The sequence below is a fragment of the Litorihabitans aurantiacus genome, assembly GCF_030161595.1.
Classification (GTDB): Bacteria; Actinomycetota; Actinomycetes; order Actinomycetales; family Beutenbergiaceae; genus Litorihabitans; species Litorihabitans aurantiacus.
In genome coordinates this window covers 1,977,122-1,997,627 of sequence record NZ_BSUM01000001.1, presented here as the reverse complement: position 1 = coordinate 1,997,627, position 20,506 = coordinate 1,977,122, and the positions used below count along the sequence as shown (strand labels likewise).

Here is a 20,506-nt window from a genome sequence, read left to right as displayed (position 1 = left end):
GAGGTCACGAGGTCCACCGTAACCGCCGGGTCAGTCCCGCGGTGGGCGCATGCCCGAGGGGCGCTCGAGCACCATCGCGACCTGGTCGCGCACGCGGCGCTTGACCGGGGGAGCCGCCGGCGTTCAGGCCGCGGACCAGCTGGCCCTGCAGGTCGGGGTCGGTGCTGACGGCCTCGACCACGTGAGCGGCCACCTCGTCGCGGTCGCGCTGCCGCTCGCGCTCGGCGAACGCCTCGTTCTCCGCGCGCAGCGACCGGGTGAGCGAGATCATCATGCCGATGATCACGATGGTGAACGGGAGCGCGATGAGGATCGTGGCCGTCTGCATCGTCGCCAACCCGCCGCGGATGAGCAGCACGATCCCGACGGCGCCGATGCCGAACGCCCACAGGATGCGCGACCACATGCGCGGCTCGCTCGTCCCGGTGGCGAGCATCGCCACCACGAGCGCGCCCGAGTCGGCCGAGGTCACGAAGAAGATCGCGATGAGCAGCAGCATCAGGGCGATCCAGACGCGTCCGCCGCCCAGGCCGTCGAGCAGGTCGAACATCACGTAGTCGGGGTCGACCGTGGCACCGTCGGCCCCGGCGAGGTCGCCCGCACCGAACAGCTGGCGGTGGATGGCGCTGCCGCCGAAGACGCCGAACCAGAGGAAGGTCACCAGCGTGGGGGCGAGCATGACGCCGAGCACGAACTGGCGGATCGTGCGGCCGCGCGAGATGCGGGCGATGAACATGCCGACGAACGGGGACCAGGAGATCCACCAGCCCCAGTAGAAGACGGTCCAGGCCTGCTGCCACTCGGCACCGGCCGCGCCGTCGTAGGCGAGCAGCTCGAAGGACTCGCCGATGTAGCCCTGGAGGAACGCGCCGGCCGACTCGATGGTCTCCCGCAGGAGGAACAGCGTCGGTCCGAGCGCGATGACGACGACGAGGAGGACCGCCGCCAGCGCCATGTTGAGGTTCGAGAGGATCTTGATGCCGCGGTCGACGCCGGAGACGACCGAGATCGTCGCCAGCACGGTCACGACGGCGACCACGATCACCTGGACGGTGGCCGAGGCCGGCACGATGCCGGTGTGGTCGAGCCCCGCGGTGATCTGCAGGGCTCGAACCCGAGCGTGGTGGCCACGCCGAACACCGTGCCGAGCACGGTGACGATGTCGACGACGTCACCCCAGCGGCCCTTGACCCGGTCGCCGAGCCACGGCTCGAGCGTCCAGCGCACCGAGAGCGGCTTGCCCCGGCGGTGGATGGCGTACGCGAGTGCGAGGCCGACGGCGGCGTAGATCGCCCACGCCTGCGGACCCCAGTGCAGGAACGTCTGCGTCATCGCCGCGGTGGCCAGCTCCTCCGGCTCACCCTCGACACCCGGGCGGGGCTGGACGAAGTGAGTGAGCGGCTCGGCGGGGCCCCAGAACACCAGGCCGATGCCCATGCCGCACGCGAACACCATCGAGAACCACGCCGGGAGCGAGAACTCGGGCTTCTCGCCACGCCGGCCCAGCGTGATGCGGCCCGACGGACCGAACGCCACGATGAGGCAGAACACCACGAGACCGACGACCAGCAGCGTGTAGTACCAGCCGAAGGTCGCGATGACGCGCGTCTGCAGGAAGCTCAGGGTCGCCTCGGCCTGGCTCGGGAAGAAGAGCGTCGCGGCGAGGAATGTCAGCACGAGGGCAGCCGACCAGCGGAAGACGGAGCCGGACCGGGGGCGCTCGGTCGCCCCCGCGACCCACTCGGGGTCGCCAGCGGCGACGGCGGGCTCGCCGGGCGGTCCGGGGTCGACCGGGTCGGAGGCGTCGGGCGAGGTGGCGCTCGCGCCGTCGTCGGTGTCGGCCGGACCCGTGCTGGTGTCCGGCTCCTCGACGGGTGCGTCGGAGGTGGAGGTGTACCTCATACGGTCTCGCGCGTCCTTCCGTTCCGGGCCTGCGGCCGGTGGCGCACCCGGCGGACGTCCGTGCCGGGTGGGGCGGGCTGCTCCCGCGAGCGCGTCGGCCGTCCCGGCCCGAACCGCGCCCTGCACCACGAAGGCCCCGCCGGTGCGTCACCGGCGGGGCCTTCGTGCGTGGTACACCCCCTCGGACTTGAACCGAGAACCCACTGATTAAGAGTCAGTTGCTCTGCCAATTGAGCTAGAGGTGCATGCCGTAGCGAGAGAAAACTCTAGCACGTGGTCCGGGTCGTTCCCACCGGCAGGGCACGATGGTGCGGTGACTCACTCCATGTACCGCATCGGCTGCCCCGTCGTCCTCGCCCACCGGGGAGGGATGGGGAGCGCGCCGGAGAACACGCGCGCCGCCGTCGCGCAGATGCTCGCGACCGGCGTGAGGACGCTGGAGACGGACGTGCGCGAGACGAGCGACGGCGTCGCCGTCCTCGCGCACGACGAGACGCTGCAGCGCCGGTTCGGCGATCCGCGGCCCGTGAGCGAGGTCACGTGGTGGGAGCTCGATCTCATGCGCGACGTCGACGACCAGCCGGCGCTGCGCCTGGTCGACCTCCTCGCCGAGTTCCCCGACGTGGGTATCAACATCGACGTGAAGTCCGACGGCGCGGTGACGCCGACGCTGCGGGCGGTCCGTGAGGCGGGCGCCGCGGCGCGGGTGTGCCTCACGTCCTTCTCGTCGGAGCGCCTGGACGTCATGGCCCGCCTGACCCGCGGCCGCACCGCGCTCGGGGCCGGGGCCGCCGACGTCGCGCGCCTCGTCGCGCGCGCCCGCGGCCTGACGGAGCTGCCCGGCGCCGACGCGGTCGGGCGCGCCTGGGGGCGTGGAGCCGGCGGCCGGCGACGGCGGTGCGTGGCCGCGCGGTGCAGGTCCCGCTCGTCCACCGCGGGCTGCGGGTGGTGACGCCCCGGTTCCTCGAGCTCGCGCACGAGGAGGGGCACGTGGTGCACGTGTGGACGATCAACGACCCGGCGCAGATGCACCGGCTGCTCGACGCCGGCGTCGACGGCCTCGTGACCGACGTCCCCGCCCTCGCGGCGCAGGTCTTCCGCGAGCGCGGCCTGGACCCTTCGCCCACCACCTGACCGGCACCGGCTGGCACGATGACCGCATGCCCGTCGTGGAGTCCGCCGTGGTCGTCGCCGTCGAACCGGCGGTGGCGTTCGCCGTCGCCCAGACCCAGGGCGAGGTGCGCCTGCGGTGGGACCCGTTCATCGCCGGGCAGCGATTCCTCGACGGCGCCACCCGACCCGGCAAGGGCGTGCGCACGCTGACGCGTCACCGCAGCGGGCTGTCGATGGTCAGCGAGTACGTCTCCTACCGACCGCCGACCTCCACGGGGATGCAGATGGTGCGCGGTCCGTGGTTCTTCGAACGGCTCGCCGCGGGCTGGCGGTTCGCGCCGCACGACGGCGGCGGCACTCTCGCGACCTGGCGCTACAGCTTCGCGTGCCGGCCGGCGTGGCTCGCGCCGGTCGCCGAGAAGGTCGGCACCGCGGTCCTCGGACGAGACATCCGGCGGCGGATCGACGGGTTCGCGCGGGGGTGCGCGGACCCCGTGGTCCTGGCCGCCGCGCGCGCGAACCTCGCGGCGGAGCGGCCCGACGGCGAGCGCGACGCCGCCGCCTGAGCCACCCCGGCGCGTCCCCTCAGCGCGTCGGCACCGGCCCGGGCTCGGACCCCTTGACGATCGGCACGCGCACCGCGTTGCCCCACTCGGTCCACGAACCGTCGTAGTTGCGGACGTCGTCGAACCCGAGCAGGTGGGTGAGCACGAACCACGTGTGGCTCGAGCGCTCACCGATGCGGCAGTAGGTGATCACGGAGTCCGACGGCGTGAGCCCGACCCCGGCGATCCCGGCCCCGTAGATGTCCTCGAGCTCGGCTCGCGGCCGGAAGGACGCGTCCTCGTCGACGGCGCGGGCCCACGGCACGTTGGTCGCGGTCGGGATGTGACCGCCGCGCAGCGCACCCTCCTCGGGGTAGTCGGGCATGTGGAGCCGTTCGCCCGTGTACTCCTGCGGCGAGCGGATGTCGATGAGCGGACGCCCGAGGTGCGCCAGCACGTCCTCCTTGAACGCGCGCAGCGCGGCGTCGTCCCGCTCCACGACGGGATAGGGGGCCGTGGCCGGGGCGGGTGCGTCGAACGTCAGCTCGCGGCCCTCGCCGATCCACTTGTCGCGGCCGCCGTCGAGCAGCCGCACGTCGGGGTGGCCGAAGAGCGAGAACACCCACAGGGCGTAGGCGGCCCACCAGTTGGACCTGTCGCCGTAGACGACGACCGTGGTGTCGCGGGTGATGCCGCGCGAGCCCATGAGGCGGGCGAACCCCTCGCCGTCGACGTAGTCGCGCACGAGCGGGTCGTTGAGGTCGAGGTGCCAGTCGATCTTCACGGCGGTCGGGATGTGCCCGGTCTCGTAGAGGAGCACATCCTCGTCGCTCTCGACGACGACGAGCCCGTCGGATCCGAGGTGGTCGGCGAGCCACTGCGTGCTGACCAGGCGTTCGGGGTGGGCGTACTGCGCGAACTTCGGCTCGGTGGTGTCGACCTCGACCGGCATGGGGAACCTCCTCTGGCGATGACCGGCCCAGCCTAGGACGAGCGCGGACGTCCCGCCGTGCGGTCCGCGTCGTCCCGTACCGCGAGACTCCGGCGGACGCCGGCCCGACAGCGCTGCGGTGGGAGGATGGTGGGGTGACCGACGAGCTGCCCGCGGCCCTGGCCGCCATACGCGAGGACTTCCTCGCCCTGACCGTGCCCGACCGGCTGCAGCTGCTGCTCGAGTTCGCGAACGGTCTGCCGGACCTGCCGGCGGAGTACGCCGACCGGCCGGAGCTGCTCGAGCCCGTGCCGGAGTGCCAGTCGCCCATCGCGTTCTTCACGGCGCTCGAGGACGACGCCGAGGCGCCGGGTGGCCACCGCGTCCGCTTCCACGCCTCGGCGCCGCGGGGTGCTCCGACGTCGCGCGGCTTCGCCGGCATCCTCGCCGAGGGGATCGACGGGCTCACCCCCGCCGAGGTCGACGCCGTGCCCAGCGACTACCCGCTCACGCTCGGCCTCGCAGAGGCCGTCTCGCCGCTGCGGCTGAGGGGGATGACGGCGCTGCTCACCCGGACCAAGCGGCAGGTCGCGGAGCGCGTCGCGGCGCTCTGAGGTCGGCTGTCGACAAGGCGTCCGCGACGACGCGCGGCGCGTCGGCGCCCGCCCTAGACTCGCGCCGTGACCACCACCCCGGGCGCAGAGCAGCGCCACACCGCCACCCCCGCCCGTCTCGCCTCCCCGTGGCCGGCGCCGCGCACCGACGTCGAGCGCACCTTCCCGCCCACGTTCGCTTGGGGCACGGCGACGGCGGCCTACCAGATCGAGGGTGCCCACCACACCGGCGGCCGCACCGACTCGATCTGGGACCACTTCTCCCGCATCCCGGGCAGGGTCGTGAACGGCGACACGGGCGAGATCGCCTGCGACCACTACCACCGCTATCCGGCCGACGTCGCGCTCATGCGCGACCTCGGGGTGGGCACGTACCGGTTCTCGACGTCGTGGGCGCGCGTGCGGCCCGACGGCGGCGCCGTCAGCGCGGCGGGCCTGGACTTCTACGACCGGCTGGTGGACGAGCTGCTCGGGGCGGGGATCGCGCCCTGGCTGACGCTGTACCACTGGGACCTGCCGCAGGCGCTGGAGGAGCGCGGTGGCTGGCGCAACCGTGACACGGCGTCGCTGTTCGCGGAGTACGCCCTCGACGTCCACGCCGCGCTAGGCGACCGCGTGCACAGCTGGACCACGCTGAACGAGCCCTGGTGCTCCGCGTTCCTCGGCCACGCCGCGGGTGAGCACGCCCCGGGGATGCGCCAGGACGCCGAGGCCCTGCGCGCGATGCACCACCTCCTGCTGGCGCACGGCCACGGTGTGGCGGCGCTGCGCGCGGCCGACCCTTCGCTCGAGCTCGGCATCACGCTGAACTTCTCGCGGTTCGCACCGCTGGATCCCGCCCGTGAGGCGGACCGCGACATGGCGCGCCGCTTCTGGGACGGCATGGCGGGCTGCTTCGCCGGCCCGATCTTCGCGGGCGCCTACCCGGAGGGCTTCCTCGCCGACGTCGCCGACATCTGGCCGGCCGACCTCGTGCGCGACGGCGACCTCGAGTTGATCTCGGCCCCGATCGACGTGCTCGGGGTGAACTACTACAACTCCTCGGTGGTGGCCGCGCCCGGCGGCGACCTCCCCGACGGCGCGGTCTCCGACGGCATGGTGCACGCCGGACCGCCCGGACCTCCGGACGCCCCCGGCGCGGAGGGTCCGCTCCCGTGGATCGCGGCCCGCGACGCGATCTGGATCGAGACCGACGTGGTCAGCACCGAGATGGGCTGGGAGAACCACCCGGGTGCGTTCCGCGACCTGCTGGTCGAGATCGACCGCGACCTCACGGGCCCGGCGGGCACGCACCTCGTGATCACCGAGAACGGTGCGGCCTACCCCGACGACCGCGTCGGCTCCGACGGCGAGATCGACGACGCCGACCGCATCACCTACCTGCGCGAGCACATCGCCGCGGTGCACGAGGCGATCGAGGCCGGAGCCGACGTGCGCGGCTACCTGCAGTGGACGCTGCTGGACAACTTCGAGTGGGCGCACGGCTACGGCAAGCGGTTCGGCGTCGTGCACGTCGACCGCGAGACGCTCGCGCGCACCCCGAAGGCCAGCGCCCGCTGGTACTCCCGGGTGATGTCGACCGGCACGCTCGAGGCCGTGCCCGGCACCCGCCCCACCGACGGAAGAGACGCATGAGCACCTGGAACGACGTCGTCACCCACCTCACCTCGCAGCTCGGCGGCGAGCAGGTCGCCCCGGCCATGGTCCGATTCGCGGGGTCGACCGGGGGTGACAGCGCCGGCGTCGACATGTTCGCCGGCCACGAGACGCTGCAGGGCCCGCTCGGGGAGTGGCTGACGATCCAGGTGCCACTCGGGACCTACCACGAGCTCGACTTCTGGAAGGTGGTGCAGGCGGCGACCCCGCTCGTGTGCGGCGGGGTCGTGGTCAACGGCGAGCGGCTGGTGCTCAAGCACTCCGCGCCGCTGGGCTCGCTCACCCTGAACGACCTCACGATCGCCGTCTACCTGCTGGCCGGGTCGGCGCGCCAGCTCTCCGCGCTGCGCAAGACCGCCTGAGCGGCGGCGCGCGACGGCGGGGGCCGCCACCGGCCCGCGAACTAGACTCGCGGGCGTGTCAGCCCCCGTCGTTCCCGCCCCTGCGCCCGCATTCGATCTCGACATCTCCGGCGTCGCCCGGCCGGAGCGCTCGCAGGCGCTGCTGGACGCGATGAGCGAGCGCGTTGTCGTCGCCGACGGGGCGATGGGCACGATGCTCCAGGAGCACGACCCCTCGCTCGAGGACTACCAGCAGCTCGAGGGCTGCAACGAGATCCTCAACGTCAGCCGGCCGGACATCATCGCCGCCGTGCACGACGCCTACTACGAGGTGGGCGTCGACGCCGTCGAGACCAACACCTTCGGTGCGAACTGGTCCAACCTGTCGGACTACGACATCGACGACCGCATCACGGAGCTCGCGCGCGAGGGTGCGCGGATCGCGCGGGACCGCGCCGAGAGCTGGGAGCGGCGCGACGGCCGCGTGCGCTGGGTGCTCGGGTCGATGGGTCCCGGTACCAAGCTCCCGAGCCTCGGCCACACCACCTACACCCACCTCAAGGACACGTTCGCGCAGCAGGCGGTCGGGCTAATCGACGGCGGCGCGGACGCGTTCCTCGTCGAGACGTCGCAGGACCTCCTGCAGACCAAGGCGGCGATCAACGGCTGCAAGCAGGCGATCGTCGAGCGCGGCGTGCGGCTGCCGATCTTCGTCGAGGTGACGGTCGAGACCACCGGCACGATGCTCATGGGCAGCGAGATCGGGGCGGCGCTGACGGCGCTGGAGCCGCTCGGCGTCGACGCCATCGGCCTCAACTGCGCCACCGGCCCCGCCGAGATGAGCGAGCACCTGCGCCAGCTCTCGGTCCGCTCGCGCATCCCCGTGATCTGCATGCCGAACGCCGGCCTGCCGGTGCTCGGCAAGAACGGCGCCGAGTACCCGCTCGGCCCGGCCGAGCTCGGCGCCGCGCACGAGCAGTTCGTGCGCGAGTTCGGCCTCTCCCTCGTGGGCGGCTGCTGCGGCACGACGCCGGAGCACCTGCGCGCCGTCGTCGAGCGCGTGGGCTCGCTCGCCCCCGCACGCGCACCCCGCAGCCCGAGGCGGGTGTCGCGAGCCTCTACCAGCACGTCCCGTTCGACCAGGACTCCTCCTACCTCGCGATCGGCGAGCGCACGAACGCGAACGGGTCCAAGGCGTTCCGCGAGGCGCTGCTGGCGGGGAACTGGGACGAGTGCGTCCAGATCGCCCGCAACCAGATCCGCGTCGGGGCGCACCTGCTGGACGTGTGCGTGGACTACGTGGGTCGCGACGGCGTCGCGGACGTCCGCGAGATCGTCTCGCGCTTCGCGTCGGCATCCACGCTGCCGCTGGTTATCGACTCCACGGAGCCGGCGGTGCTCGCGGCCGGCCTCGAGCTGGTGGGCGGCCGCCCGGTGGTGAACTCGGTCAACTACGAGGACGGCGAAGGCCCCACCTCGCGCTTCGGCCGCATCATGCCGCTGGTCAAGGAGCACGGCGCCGCCGTCATCGCCCTGACGATCGACGAGGAGGGGCAGGCGCGCACCGCGGACGACAAGGTGCGCATCGCCTCGCGCCTGGTTGACGCGCTCGTGGGGGAGTGGGGGATGAGCGTGGATGACATCGTCGTCGACGCCCTCACGTTCCCGATCGCCACGGGCCAGGAGGAGACGCGGCGCGACGCCATCGAGACCATCGAGGCGATCAGCCGGATCACGGCGAAGTACCCCGGCATCCACACCACGCTCGGCGTCTCGAACGTCTCCTTCGGGCTCAACCCGGCGGCGCGCTCGGTGCTCAACTCGGTCTTCATCCACGAGGCCGTCGCCGCGGGCCTGGACTCCGCGATCGTCGACGCCGCGAAGATCGTGCCGCTCGCCTCCGTGCCGGACGAGCAGCGCGAGGTAGCGCTCGACCTCGTGTGGGACCGCCGCCGCTACGACGACGAGGGCGCCGTCACCTACGACCCGCTGGCCCGGATGCTCGACCTGTTCGCCGGCGTCAACAGCGCCGAGCTGCGCGACGCCCGCGCGGCCGAGCTCGCGGCCCTGCCCGTGGGCGAGCGCCTCGAGCGCCGGATCATCGACGGCGAGTCCAAGGGGCTCGAGGCCGATCTCGACCTCGCCCGCTCCGAGGGTGTGAGCGCCCTCGAGATCATCAACGACCACCTCCTGGCCGGGATGAAGGTCGTCGGCGAGCGGTTCGGTGCGGGCGAGATGCAGCTGCCGTTCGTGCTCACCTCCGCCGAGGTGATGAAGAGCGCCGTCGCGCTGCTGGAGCCGCACATGGAGCGGACCGAGGCGGCGGGCAAGGGCACGATGGTGCTCGCCACGGTGCGCGGCGACGTGCACGACATCGGCAAGAACCTCGTCGACATCATCCTCACGAACAACGGCTACGACGTCGTCAACATCGGCATCAAGAAGTCGATCAACGAGATCATCGAGGCGGCGGAGCAGCACGGGGCGGACGTCATCGGGATGTCCGGTCTGCTGGTGAAGTCGACCGTGGTGATGAAGGACAATTTGCTCGAGCTCAACGCGCGCGGGCTGGCGAAGCGGTGGCCCGTCATCCTCGGCGGGGCCGCCCTGACGCGCCCGTACGTCGAGCAGGACCTGGCCGAGCTGTTCGACGGCGAGGTCCGCTACGCGCGCGACGCGTTCGAGGGGCTCGCCCTCATGGAGCCGCTCGTGGCGGTGGCGCGCGGTGCGGACCCCGCGGAGGTCGGGCTGCCGGCGCTGCGCAAGCGCCGCCACGCGCCGTCGACCCTCGTGCTGACCGAGCCCGAGGCGATGCCCGCACGCTCCGACGTCGCCGCCGACAACGCCGTGCCGGCGCCGCCGTTCTGGGGCACGCGCCTCGTTCGCGGCATCGCGCTGGCGGACTACGCGGCATTCCTCGACGAGCGCGCGACGTTCCTCGGCCAGTGGGGCCTCAAGCCGGGCCGCGGCGAGGGTGGGGCGTCCTACGAGGAGCTCGTCGCGACCGAGGGCCGCCCGCGGCTGCGGTACTGGCTCGACCGCATCCTCGGCGAGGGGATGCTGGACGCGTCCGTCGCGTACGGCTACTTCCCGGTCGTCGCGGAGGGCGACGACGTCGTCGTGCTGCATCACGGGGACGACCCGACCGGCGTGCTCGGCGCGCCGGGGCTCCTCGCGCCCGACGGCGGCTCCGACGGCCCGGTCGGGAGCGACCGGCTGAGGTTCTCCTTCCCGCGCCAGCGGCGCGACCGCCACCTGTGCCTGGCGGACTTCGTGCGCTCGCGCGAGTCCGGCGTGGTCGACGTGATGCCGGTCCAGCTCGTGACCGCCGGTGCGCACGTGGACACCGTCACGGCCGAGATGTTCCGGCGCGACGCGTATCGCGACTACTACGAGCTCAACGGTCTCGTGATGCAGCTGACCGAGGCGCTCGCGGAGTACTGGCACGCGCGCATCCGCGCCGAGCTGGGCTTCGCCGGCGAGGAGCCGACCGAGGTGGAGGGGCTGTTCAAGCTCGACTACCGCGGCGGCCGGTTCTCGCTGGGGTACCCCGCGTGCCCGGACATGGAGGACCGCCGCAAGGTGGTGGAGCTCCTGCGCCCGGAGCGCCTCGGCGTCGAGCTGAGCGAGGAGCTGCAGCTGCACCCCGAGCAGTCCACCGACGCGTTCGTGCTGCACCACCCCGAGGCGAAGTACTTCTCCGTCTAGTTCAGCGAGGAACTTCTGGGTGCCCGCGAGATAGTTGTGGGGTGCCGCGACGTACCTGTCGGTCTCCGCGAGGACCCGGGGAGTTCGCAAGGCTTCGAGACGCCCGCGGAATACTCTCGGGGTCGACGAGGCACTACTGGTCGTGGTCGAAAAGCGCGTCGAATGTCGTGGACACCCCGGACAGGGGGCGCCGTGACGAAACTGTGACTTTTGCCCTGCTCGCTCGGAGGGCAACCCCGTCTAGGGTTGAGGCAAGGGGCGCGGTGGCCCCACGCTCCGGAGGTAGAAATGCGCAGTTCACGTCGGGCCGCAATGGTCGTCGCCGCCATTCTGGCGGGGCTCCTCGCTGTTTCCCCCGCTCACGCCAACGCCTACACTCTCGACGGGCCGAACTACGGGTGGCGTTCCGTCGACGGCGGCCACGAGTACTCCAGTCCGCGTGGCACGTTCTCGGTGACCGGGTTCCGGGACACGCCCTCGCGAGCGTTCTCGGCCGCGCACCGCTCCGCCGGCGGTGGTCGCGGCGCGCTCGGCTACCCCACGACGCGGCAGATTCCGGAGCGTAACGAGGTCTACCTCGCCGAGGGGTACGTCTTCGACGTCGACGGCGCTTACCAGGTCTTCGAGCGTGGCGTCGTCTACGGCTCGCGCACCGTTGACAACCAGGGCTTCTTCGACCTTTCGACGACAGCTGTGGTGCGCGGCGGGCAGAGCCCGTTCAGAGCCGTCCACGACTCCACGGGAGGGGGCAGCGGCTCCCTGAGCTACCCGATCGGCGACGAGGTCAGGCAGGCGGGGAACTACTGGTACCAGGTGTTCCTGCTCGGCGTCATCTACGTCAGTCCGAGCGGCGCCTACCCCGTCTACGACAACTGGGGCGGTTTCAACTACACGGCTAGGGGTGGCGGTAGCGGACCGCTCGGCTACCCGACCGCGCGGCACGTCCAGCAGGGGTCGCACTACGCGTACCAGACGTTCGAGCGAGGCATCCTGTACGCGGTGCCGCCCTGCTACGAGTGCGACGCGTCGCCGATAGGCATCGAGGTCAGGGGCGGATTCATCGATGCTCACGCCGCCCGGGGTGGAGGCACGGGCTCGCTCGGATATCCGCGATGGAACGAGACTTACAACTCGAGCACCCGCACGTGGACGCAGATCTTCGAGCGTGGTCGGATCGAGATCGGTCCCGGCGGAACCCGGTACGTTATGGGCAAGTTCTGGGGTTAAGCCCGATGAGCCGGAAACGGCGAGCAATACTCAGTGCGTGAGTTCTGGCGGGGCTGTTCGCAGCCGCCCCAGCTGTAGCGGAGCCCTCGGCTACCCGCTCGGCAACGAGGTGCGTCAGGCGTCGGGCTACTGGTTCCAGCCGTTCCTGGGCGGACAGATCTACGTCAGCCCGCGCGGCGCGTTCCCGGTCGACTCCTGGTGGGGTGGTTTCCTCGAGGCGCACGCGGCGCGCGGCGGAGGCACTGGTTCGCTCGGTTACCCGAAGGGCAACGAGTTCTTCGACACGACGACCCGCACGTGGTCGCAGGTGTTCGAGCGCGGCCGGATCCACATCGGACCGGCGGGGACGCGCTACGAGATGGGTGTCTTCTGGGAGCTGTGATGCGACCGAGGGGGCGCCGTCGCACGACGGCGCTCCCTCGTGCTCCCCGGGCCGAGCCGCACCCGTCGCAGCGCGGCGAGCACCGCCGGCCCCGCCACGACGAGCCCCACCACGCTGGTCACCGCCCGCACGGTGTCCCACGTCAGCGTCGACGTCACCAGGGTGTAGCTGAGGAACGAGCCGAGGTTGGTCGCGAGCGGCGCCCCGGGCGCGTAGCTGATGGAGGTGTCCGGCCCGACGGCGAACGGCCAGAACCACAGGTTCATCACCGCACCGACCCACGCGCACGCGACCATCTGGAACGGCGTCCACGGTCCGAAGCCCGATGCGATCGAGCTCAGCGCGATGACCAGCACCCCCAGCAGGAAGCCGAACCGCGCCCCGTAGGCGCGCCCCGCGAGGATCAGCACGACGGACACCGCCTCGACCCCGCCGACCCCCGTCCCCGCGATCCGCACGGCCGCCCCGACGGCGATGACCCCGCGTGTCCGGACATGGAGGACCGTCGCAAGGTGGTGGAGCTCCTGCGCCCGGAGCGGCTGGGCGTCGAGCTGAGCGTGGAGCTGCAGCTGCACCCCGAGCAGTCCACCGACGCGTTCGTGCTCCACCACCCCGAGGCGAAGTACTTCTCCGTCTAGCTCCGCGAGGCACTTGTGGGAGCCCGCGATACCCCGGAGGTCCGGGGTGTCCGATGTCGAACGGCGTCAATTCATCCACTGGCGCCTCAACATGGCCGGACGCCCAGGTGAACCTTGGCGGCTCTTGAACCATCTCGACTCCGATGAGTCCGAATTGTGACCTTTCCACTCCACCAGCCCAGCGCGCGCCTTAGTTATCGTGAAGTCCGGGTCAACATCGGCCCAAATCTATGACGGGGTGGAAAATGAAAACGACTCGCGTGGCGGTCACGGCCGTCCTCGCACTCGCCGCAGGGCTCTTCGTCGGGGCTCCGGCCCAGGCAGAGAACTACACCTGGGACGGTCCGAACTACGGGTGGCGCGGAATCACCGACGGCCACGAGTACACCAGCCCACGCGGAACCTTCGCCGTCACGGGCGGGAACGGGACTCCGGCCCGCGCCTTCTCCGCGGTCCACCGCGCCGCGGGCGGCGGCCGGGGGCGGTCGGGTACCCCACGTCCTCGCAGATCGGACAGACGACATCGGTCTACATCGCCGAGGGTTACGGGTACGACCTCGACGGGGCCTACCAGATCTTCGAGCGTGGAGCGATCTACGGTTCGCGCGTCACCGACTACTACGGCGAGGTCGACGCCTCGGGCACCTTCGTCGTCAAGGGTGGCTCGAGTCCTTTCAAGGCGGTCCACGACTCGGTCGGCGGAGGCGGTGGATTCCTGAGCTACCCCATCAGCAACGAGGTCAGGCAGGCCCCCGGCTACTGGTACCAGGAGTTCCTCAGCGGCGACATCTACGTCAGCCCGTCCGGGGCGTTCCCGGTCTACTGGTACTGGGGCGGGTACGACTACAACCAGATGGGCGGCGGAAGCAGCGCCATCGGTTATCCGACGGGCAATCTTGTGGTGCAGGGTTCGCACTACGCCTACCAGCGGTTCGAGCGGGGAATCCTCTACACCCTGCCCGACTGCTACGCGTGCGACCTGCCGCCGATCGGCGTGCCGGTCAAGGGCGGCTTCATCTCCGCGCACGCCGCTCGCGGTGGCGGAAGCGGATCCCTGGGGTACCCGCGTTCCGCCGAGACCTACAACTCCTCGACGCGTACCTGGACCCAGGTCTTCGAGCGTGGTCGCATCGAGATCGGTCCCGGGGGGACGCGCTACTTCACCGGGAAGTTCTGGACCGAGGGCTTCGCGCTGCAGAGCGACCGTCAGGCGCTGCGGACGGTGGACTCCTGATGCGCCGCACACGTTCCGCGCTGCGCACCGTCACGACCGCCGTCGCCGCTCTCGCGCTGACGGCATCCCTCGGCACCGCCGCCCAGGCCGACACCTACACCTGGGATGCGAGCGGCTACGGCTGGAGGGTCATCGAGAACGGGCACCAGTACACGAGCCCGTTCGGCACCCACGCGGTCCAGGGGTCGTCCGCGACGCCCGAGAAGGCGTTCTCCGTCGCCCACCTCCAGCTCGGCGGTGGGCGAGGGGTGCTCGGCTACCCGACCTCGACGAGCACGTACGACGACATCGAGCAGCTCTTGTTCGAGACCGCCGGATACTCCGGGGTCGGGCAGTACCAGCAGTTCGAGCGCGGTGTCATCTACGGCCTCGACGCGGAGCGGACCGACGGGACCCCCGTGGTCAACACGTCCGTCGTCCGAGGCGGCACCAGCCCCTTCCGGTCGGTGCACGCGGCCACGGGCGGCGGCACCGGAGCCCTCGGCTACCCGCTCGGCAACGAGGTGCGTCAGGCGTCGGGCTACTGGTACCAGCCGTTCCTGGGCGGACAGATCTACGTCAGCCCGCGCGGCGCGTTCCCGGTCGACTCCCGCTGGGGCGGGTTCGACTACACCCAGCGAGGGGGCGGGACCAGCGACATCGGCTACCCCGTCGGGAATCTCCAGATCCAGGGTCTGGACCACGCCTACCAGCGGTTCGAGCGGGGCATCATGTACACGTCCCTCGGATGCTGGGGCTGCGACACCGGGCTCGTGGGCTGGGCGGTCAAGGGCGGGTTCCTCGAGGCGCACGCGGCGCGCGGCGGAGGCACTGGTTCGCTCGGTTACCCGAAGGGCAACGAGTTCTTCGACACGACGACCCGCACGTGGTCGCAGGTGTTCGAGCGCGGCCGGATCCACATCGGACCGGCGGGGACGCGCTACGAGATGGGTGTCTTCTGGGAGCTGTGATGCGACCGAGGGGGCGCCGTCGCACGACGGCGCTCCCTCGTGCTCCCCGGGCCGAGCCGCACCCGTCGCAGCGCGGCGAGCACCGCCGGCCCCGCCACGACGAGCCCCACCACGCTGGTCACCGCCCGCACGGTGTCCCACGTCAGCGTCGACGTCACCAGGGTGTAGCTGAGGAACGAGCCGAGGTTGGTCGCGAGCGGCGCCCCGGGCGCGTAGCTGATGGAGGTGTCCGGCCCGACGGCGAACGGCCAGAACCACAGGTTCATCACCGCGCCGAAGGCGTAGGAGGCCAGTGCCCCGTACGTCGCCAGCAGCGCGACCTCGCGCCACCGCTGGCCGCGCCCGGGTGAGCGCGTCGCGCCCGGTGACCCGCGCCGTCGTCGCCCGCCCGGCAGCAGTCCCGCCCCCGCGCCCACCCACGCGCACGCGACCATCTGGAACGGCGTCCACGGTCCGAAGCCCGACGCGATCGAGCTCAGCGCGATGACCAGCACCCCCAGCAGGAAGCCGAACCGCGCCCCGTAGGCGCGCCCCGCGAGGATCAGCACGACGAACACCGCCTCGAGCCCGCCGACACCCGTCCCCGCGATCCGTACCGCCGCGCCGACGGCGGTGAGCGTGCCGAGCATCGCGAGCGTCGTCGCCGACCGGATGCTCGCATCGAGCGCGACCAGCACCAGCACGACGGCGATCGGCACCAGTCCCAGCGCCGCCCACGGCGCCGCGGCCTGCGCCTGCGAGGGCAGGGCAGGCACGAGCAGCGGCCACGCGAACGCCGCCGCGGCGACCAGGTTCGCGACGGCGATGCACACCCGCTGCACGTGCGTCACGGCGCCACCTCGGCCTCGGGGCGCGCCCGTCCGGCGTCGGCCTCCAGCCGCCCGTCGGCCAGCACGAGCACCCGGTCGGCCAGGTCGAGGAAGGCGGCGTCGTGCGTCGCGATCACGACGGCGGCCCCGGCCTCCGCCGCCGCGCGCAGCGCCTCCCGCACGGCCGCGGCGGCCACCGGGTCGAGCCCCCGGCTCGGCTCGTCCACGGCGAGCACGCGGGGCGCGGCGGCGAGCTGGACCGCGAGCACCAGCAGTCGCCGCTGACCGACCGAGAGGTCGCGCGGGTGGCGGTCGGCCACACCGGGCGCGACCCCCGCGAAGGCGAGGAACCTCGTCAGCGTGGCTCCGCCGTCGGCCCCCGCCCGGCGATCGGCACGCGCACACTCCTCCGCCACGGTCAGGCGGAACAGCAGGTCGTCGGAGGCGTCCGGCACCAGCGCGAGGGCCCGCAGCCGCGCCCGACGGCGGAGCGCCGCCACCGCGACGCCGCCCACCTCGATCGTGCCCGGGGTCGCGCGGCCCGACAGCGCGAGCCGGTTCAGCAGCGTCGTCTTGCCCGAGCCGACGTCGCCGCCGACGGCCACGATCTCGCCCGCGGCGACGTCGAGCGCGCCGCCTGTCAGCAGGGTCCGGCCGCCGACGGCGAGCGTCAGGTCCGCCACGTGGAGCACCAGCGGGTGGGTGGTGGGGGAGCGCGGTGCCGGGGTTGTTGATGGTGCGGGGGGTGACGGGGCGTCCGCAGGCGCCCCGCCGGCGCCCTCGCGCACGACCCGCGCTCCGCCGTCGCCCTCCTCGACCCGCAGCACGACGTCGGCGACCTCGCGCAGCGCGTCCGTGCGGTGCTCGGCGACGACCACGGTCGTCCCGCCCGCCGCGAGGTCGCGCAGCGCCGCGACCACCCGCGTGCGGGAGGCGAGGTCGAGGTCGGCGAGCGGCTCGTCCACGAGCAGCAGCACCGGGTCGTGCGCCACGGCGGCCGCGATCGCGACGAGGTGGGACTGGCCGGCGGACAGGTGCGCGCACGCCGCCCCGAGCAGGTCGGTGATGCCCAGGCCCGTCGCGGCGCGAGCGACCCGCGCCGCGACCTCGGCGTCGTCGGCGCCCTGCACCGCCGAGGCGAACGCGATCTCGGCGGCCACCGTCTCGGCCACGAAGGAGCGCCGCGGGTGCTGCGCCACGACGCCGACGAGCGACGCCGTCGCGTGCGGCGGAAGGTCGCGCGGGAGCCCGAGCACGTGCGCGCGGCCGGCGAGCGATCCGCCGTCGACCGCGGTGTGCAGCCCGCTGAGCGCCCGCAGCAGCGTGGACTTCCCGCCCCCGGTCGGCCCGGTCAGGAGCACGAGCCCGCCGCGCGCGAGGGTGAGGTCGGCGCGGAGGTGCCAGGCGTCGTCGTGCCCGAGGGTGACGCCGTGGAGGTGGACGGCGGGTGAAGGGTGGGGCGACGCGACCCCGCTGCTCGACCGGACCGACGCGAACCCGCGCACCTCCATCGAGGCCCCGAGGGCGACGGCGCGCTCGACCGTCCGCTCCATCACGGGCACGAGCAGCGACGCGGCCCCGCGCTCGCCCCGCAGTCGGCGCGCGCGCCGCACGTCCGTGACGCTGCCGACGAGCCCGGGGAAGGTCGCCCAGGCGATGACGAGCGCCTGCGCCACGGACCGCAGGGGGCCGCCCCGGCTGGCGCGGGCGCACGCCGCGGAGAGGTCGACGACGGCGTTCAGGACCCCGAATCCCAGGATGATCCCGGCGACGGGCAGCGCGCTGACGATCGCCGCCTGGATGCCCTGGCTCGTGACCGGACCGAGCAGGACGACGTGGTCGATCGGGTGGGGCAGTCGCCACGAGGGCAGGTCGGCCAGCACGACGCCGCCGCGGTCGAGGCCGCGGAACAGGCCCTGGTAGAGGAGGCGGAGCAGGACGAACGCGAGCGCGAGCAGCGCCGCGGCGCGCACGGGCCCGGATCGCAGACGCACGATCCGGGCCCTGTGTGGTGCGGGGCCGGGGGTGGAGCGGGGGCGGGTGCGCCCATGTCAGCCGGCGGAACCGCCGTCCGGGCTCGTGGGCTCGCCGTTGAGCGTGAAGAGGAGCTCGAGCTGCTCACCCTGCTCGAGCGGCTGGGTATCGACACCCTCCTGGGCGTAGTCCCACGGGCCGTTCACCGTCTTGACCCACATGCCCCAGTAGGCGAACGCCGCAGGCATGCCGGCGCACTCCTCGGTGTAGCTGCCACCCTCGGGGTTGGCGATCTCGAGGTCGGCGGCGGGGACGCCGTCGACGCGGCAGATCACGGCGTCGCCGTACTCGGTGGTGCCCTCGGTGCTCACGCCGATGAGGTCGAGCGCCTCGCGCGCCGTGATCGGCGTCTGGGCGCTGATGCACCACGCGCCCTCGATGGCGGAGATCGCGTCCTCGACGGCGTCCTCGCGATCCTCGTCGAGGTCGCCGACGTCGATCTGGACGCCGACGCCGGCCGCGCACTCGTCGGCGACGTCGTCGTCGGCGTCGCGCCCGCCGGCGATGCCGACGCCCGCCGGGGTGCCGGAGCCGCTCTCGCCCGGAGACGCCGAGGTCGACGGGCTGGGCGGGGAGTCGTGTCGCCGCTGCCCGAGGAGCAGGCGGCCAGGAGCGTGGCGACCGCGACGGCGGCGGTCAGGGAGAGGGTGCGGCGCATGGGCCGAGCCTAGTGGGGCGCCCCCGAAGACCACGGGGCGTCCAGCACTGCCTACCACCCCTAGGCTCGCCCCATGCCGTACCGCTTCGACGCCGAGCTGTGGACGATGAACGAGGGCCGCTGGCACATGCTGACCGTCCCCGAGGCGGCCTCCGACGAGATCGACCAGCGCACCGCCGGGCTGCAGGGCGGCTTCGGCTCGGTCAAGGTCGAGGTGACGATCGGCACGAGCACCTGGACGACGTCGGTGTTCCCCAGCCGGGAGCACGGCGCCTACATCCTGCCGGTCAAGAAGGCGGTGCGGACGGCGCAGGGCTGCGCGGCGGGCGACACGGTCGACGTCACGCTACGCATCGTCGGCCTCGAGACCTGACGCGTCGTCAGCGAGGCCCCGCGGCTCCCGTCAGGGGTAGAGCCCCCGCAGCTGGTGCGCCTCGGTGACGCGTGCGACGGCGAGGCACGTCGCGGCCTCGCGCATCGACTGGCCGTGGCGCGTGGCCTGCAGCAGCACCGCCTCCCACGCCTTCGTCATCCGCTCGGCGAGCTTGTCGTTCACCTCGCGCTCGCTCCACCAGTAGGCCTGGTTGGCCTGCACCCACTCGAAGTAGGACACGATCACGCCGCCCGCGTTCGCGAGGATGTCGGGGACCACGAGCACGTCGCGCTCGCGCAGGATCGCGTCGGCGGCCTCGGTCGTCGGGCCGTTGGCGCCCTCGACGACGATCCTCGCCGACACCCGGGCGGCGTTCGCCTCGGTGATCACGCCCTCGATCGCGGCCGGGACGAGCGTGTCGACGTCGAGCTCGAGCAGGGCCGCGCCGTCGATCTCCTCGCCGCCCTCGAACCCGCGCACGGATCCGGTCGCGTCCACGTGCTCGATCAGGCCGGCCACGTCGATGCCGCCCGCGCGGTGGACGGCGCCGTCGACGTCGCTGATCGCCTCGACCTTGACGCCCGCCTCGGCCAGCAGCCGGGCGGCGTCGCGCCCGACCTTGCCGAAGCCCTGGACGGCGGCGGTGGAGGCGTCGGGGTCGAGGCCGCGGTGGCGCATCGCGAGGACCGCGGCGTGCGCGACCCCGCGCGAGGTGGCGCTGGCCCGGCCGAGCGACCCGCCGAGGCTCAGCGGCTTGCCGGTCACGACGCCCGGGACCGTGTGGCCGACGTTGACGGAGTAGGTGTCCATCATCCAGGCCATGGTGCGCTCGTCCGTGCCGATGTCGGGCGCCGGGATGTCCTGCTCCGGGCCGATGAGCGGCATGATCTCGCTGGTGTAGCGGCGCGTGACGCGCTCGAGCTCCGCCTGCGAGTGCGCGCGCGGGTCGATCGCGATGCCGCCCTTCGCGCCGCCGTAGGGCACGTCCACGAGGGCGCACTTCCACGTCATCCACATGGCGAGCGCACGTACCTCGTCGAGATCGACGTTCGGGGAGAACCGCAGACCGCCCTTCGCGGGGCCGCGCGAGAAGTTGTGCTGCACCCGGTGGCCGAGGAACAGGGTGGTGGAGCCGTCGTCGCGCCGCAGCGGGACGCTGACGGTGAGCTCGCGCCGCGGCGTCGCGAGCAGGCGGTGCATGCCGTCGTCGAGACCGAGGTGGTCGACGGCGAAGGCCAGCTGGGCGCGCGCGTCGTCGAGCGGGCCGAGCGTCGGGTGGTCGACGGCGGAGGGGCTGGCGTCCGCGGGGGATGGGTCGGACGGAGCGACGGGTGCCGCGGCGTCGTCGCCGCTGCCCGCCTGGGTGACGAGGGTGGTCATGGCTGTGACCC

19 protein-coding genes, 1 tRNA gene and 2 pseudogenes are annotated in these 20,506 nt (G+C 72.6%); 13 read left to right on the top strand and 9 right to left on the bottom strand.

Features of this window, described 5'->3' with window-relative positions:
- Positions 1 to 4: 4 nt before the first annotated feature.
- The 3 genes from QQK22_RS19290 to QQK22_RS09345 all read right to left on the bottom strand — a co-directional run bounded on the left by QQK22_RS19290 (position 5) and on the right by QQK22_RS09345 (position 2,147).
- Entirely contained in the window at positions 5 to 1,069 is a 1,065-nt protein-coding gene (locus tag QQK22_RS19290) for a BCCT family transporter (RefSeq protein WP_431310149.1), read from the bottom strand.
- Positions 1,042 to 1,902, bottom strand: coding sequence for a BCCT family transporter (locus QQK22_RS19285; RefSeq protein WP_431310148.1), 861 nt, complete (start codon positions 1,900 to 1,902; stop codon positions 1,042 to 1,044). The genes QQK22_RS19290 and QQK22_RS19285 overlap by 28 nt, the downstream gene beginning before the upstream one ends.
- A 169-nt stretch (positions 1,903 to 2,071) precedes the next feature.
- Positions 2,072 to 2,147 (bottom strand) — tRNA-Lys (locus QQK22_RS09345).
- A 68-nt stretch (positions 2,148 to 2,215) separates the two neighbouring features.
- Here QQK22_RS09345 and QQK22_RS09340 point away from each other — a divergent pair.
- The 3 genes from QQK22_RS09340 to QQK22_RS09330 are packed head-to-tail and all read left to right on the top strand — an operon-like array spanning position 2,216 to position 3,581.
- Complete coding sequence (locus tag QQK22_RS09340) at positions 2,216 to 2,854, top strand: glycerophosphodiester phosphodiesterase family protein (RefSeq protein WP_284250675.1); 639 nt, start codon at positions 2,216 to 2,218, stop codon at positions 2,852 to 2,854.
- Positions 2,800 to 3,036, top strand: a complete 237-nt coding sequence (locus QQK22_RS09335) for a glycerophosphodiester phosphodiesterase family protein (RefSeq protein ID WP_348525558.1) — start codon at positions 2,800 to 2,802, stop codon at positions 3,034 to 3,036. Before QQK22_RS09340 ends, QQK22_RS09335 begins: the two co-directional genes overlap by 55 nt.
- A gap of 26 nt (positions 3,037 to 3,062) precedes the next feature.
- Entirely contained in the window at positions 3,063 to 3,581 is a 519-nt protein-coding gene (locus QQK22_RS09330) for an SRPBCC family protein (protein WP_284250673.1), read from the top strand.
- A gap of 19 nt (positions 3,582 to 3,600) precedes the next feature.
- On the opposite strand, the gene QQK22_RS09325 is transcribed toward QQK22_RS09330, so the two are convergent.
- Positions 3,601 to 4,512 (bottom strand): sulfurtransferase, encoded by a 912-nt coding sequence (locus QQK22_RS09325; RefSeq protein ID WP_284250672.1) that lies wholly within the window; start codon positions 4,510 to 4,512, stop codon positions 3,601 to 3,603.
- A gap of 134 nt (positions 4,513 to 4,646) precedes the next feature.
- Between QQK22_RS09325 and QQK22_RS09320 the strand changes: the two genes are divergently transcribed.
- The 6 genes and pseudogenes from QQK22_RS09320 (at position 4,647) to QQK22_RS09295 (ending at position 12,419) form a co-directional block, all read left to right on the top strand.
- Positions 4,647 to 5,105, top strand: coding sequence for a SufE family protein (locus tag QQK22_RS09320; RefSeq protein WP_284250671.1), 459 nt, complete (start codon positions 4,647 to 4,649; stop codon positions 5,103 to 5,105).
- Between the two features lie 66 nt (positions 5,106 to 5,171).
- Positions 5,172 to 6,740 carry a glycoside hydrolase family 1 protein gene (locus QQK22_RS09315; RefSeq protein ID WP_284250670.1) on the top strand — a complete coding sequence of 523 codons (1,569 nt, stop codon included), beginning with the start codon at positions 5,172 to 5,174 and terminating at the stop codon, positions 6,738 to 6,740.
- Positions 6,737 to 7,123, top strand: coding sequence for a hypothetical protein (locus QQK22_RS09310; RefSeq protein WP_284250669.1), 387 nt, complete (start codon positions 6,737 to 6,739; stop codon positions 7,121 to 7,123). The genes QQK22_RS09315 and QQK22_RS09310 overlap by 4 nt, the downstream gene beginning before the upstream one ends.
- A 151-nt stretch (positions 7,124 to 7,274) precedes the next feature.
- Positions 7,275 to 10,810 (top strand): annotated as a pseudogene (gene metH, locus QQK22_RS09305) (methionine synthase).
- A gap of 312 nt (positions 10,811 to 11,122) precedes the next feature.
- Complete coding sequence (locus QQK22_RS09300) at positions 11,123 to 12,037, top strand: LGFP repeat-containing protein (RefSeq protein ID WP_284250668.1); 915 nt, start codon at positions 11,123 to 11,125, stop codon at positions 12,035 to 12,037.
- 37 nt (positions 12,038 to 12,074) lie between these two features.
- Positions 12,075 to 12,419 carry an LGFP repeat-containing protein gene (locus QQK22_RS09295; RefSeq protein WP_284250667.1) on the top strand — a complete coding sequence of 115 codons (345 nt, stop codon included), beginning with the start codon at positions 12,075 to 12,077 and terminating at the stop codon, positions 12,417 to 12,419.
- On the opposite strand, the gene QQK22_RS09290 is transcribed toward QQK22_RS09295, so the two are convergent.
- Positions 12,389 to 12,877, bottom strand: coding sequence for a hypothetical protein (locus tag QQK22_RS09290; protein ID WP_431310201.1), 489 nt, complete (start codon positions 12,875 to 12,877; stop codon positions 12,389 to 12,391). The genes QQK22_RS09295 and QQK22_RS09290 overlap by 31 nt on opposite strands.
- Positions 12,878 to 12,898: 21 nt before the next feature.
- On the opposite strand from QQK22_RS09290, the pseudogene QQK22_RS09285 reads away from it, so the two are divergent.
- The 3 genes and pseudogenes from QQK22_RS09285 to QQK22_RS09275 all read left to right on the top strand — a co-directional run.
- Positions 12,899 to 13,057 (top strand): annotated as a pseudogene (locus QQK22_RS09285) (vitamin B12 dependent-methionine synthase activation domain-containing protein); the annotation flags it as partial.
- A gap of 355 nt (positions 13,058 to 13,412) precedes the next feature.
- Positions 13,413 to 14,291 carry an LGFP repeat-containing protein gene (locus QQK22_RS09280; protein WP_284250665.1) on the top strand — a complete coding sequence of 293 codons (879 nt, stop codon included), beginning with the start codon at positions 13,413 to 13,415 and terminating at the stop codon, positions 14,289 to 14,291.
- On the top strand, positions 14,291 to 15,241 hold the full coding sequence (locus QQK22_RS09275; protein WP_284250664.1) for an LGFP repeat-containing protein: 951 nt from the start codon (positions 14,291 to 14,293) through the stop codon (positions 15,239 to 15,241). Before QQK22_RS09280 ends, QQK22_RS09275 begins: the two co-directional genes overlap by 1 nt.
- Here the strand turns inward: QQK22_RS09275 and QQK22_RS09270 are convergent.
- From QQK22_RS09270 to QQK22_RS09260, 3 genes are read right to left on the bottom strand one after another with little or no spacing between them, the layout of a single operon-like run.
- Positions 15,211 to 16,071, bottom strand: coding sequence for an ECF transporter S component (locus QQK22_RS09270; protein ID WP_284250663.1), 861 nt, complete (start codon positions 16,069 to 16,071; stop codon positions 15,211 to 15,213). The genes QQK22_RS09275 and QQK22_RS09270 overlap by 31 nt on opposite strands.
- Positions 16,068 to 18,044, bottom strand: a complete 1,977-nt coding sequence (locus tag QQK22_RS09265) for an ATP-binding cassette domain-containing protein (RefSeq protein ID WP_284250662.1) — start codon at positions 18,042 to 18,044, stop codon at positions 16,068 to 16,070. Before QQK22_RS09265 ends, QQK22_RS09270 begins: the two co-directional genes overlap by 4 nt.
- A 57-nt stretch (positions 18,045 to 18,101) precedes the next feature.
- Positions 18,102 to 18,776, bottom strand: coding sequence for a hypothetical protein (locus tag QQK22_RS09260; protein WP_284250661.1), 675 nt, complete (start codon positions 18,774 to 18,776; stop codon positions 18,102 to 18,104).
- A 39-nt stretch (positions 18,777 to 18,815) separates the two neighbouring features.
- On the opposite strand from QQK22_RS09260, the gene QQK22_RS09255 reads away from it, so the two are divergent.
- Positions 18,816 to 19,115: a DUF1905 domain-containing protein gene (locus QQK22_RS09255; RefSeq protein WP_284250660.1), complete on the top strand. Its 300-nt coding sequence runs from the start codon at positions 18,816 to 18,818 to the stop codon at positions 19,113 to 19,115.
- Between the two features lie 30 nt (positions 19,116 to 19,145).
- Here QQK22_RS09255 and QQK22_RS09250 read toward each other — a convergent pair whose 3' ends face one another.
- Complete coding sequence (locus QQK22_RS09250) at positions 19,146 to 20,495, bottom strand: Glu/Leu/Phe/Val family dehydrogenase (RefSeq protein WP_284250659.1); 1,350 nt, start codon at positions 20,493 to 20,495, stop codon at positions 19,146 to 19,148.
- Between the last annotated feature and the right edge of the window lie 11 nt (positions 20,496 to 20,506).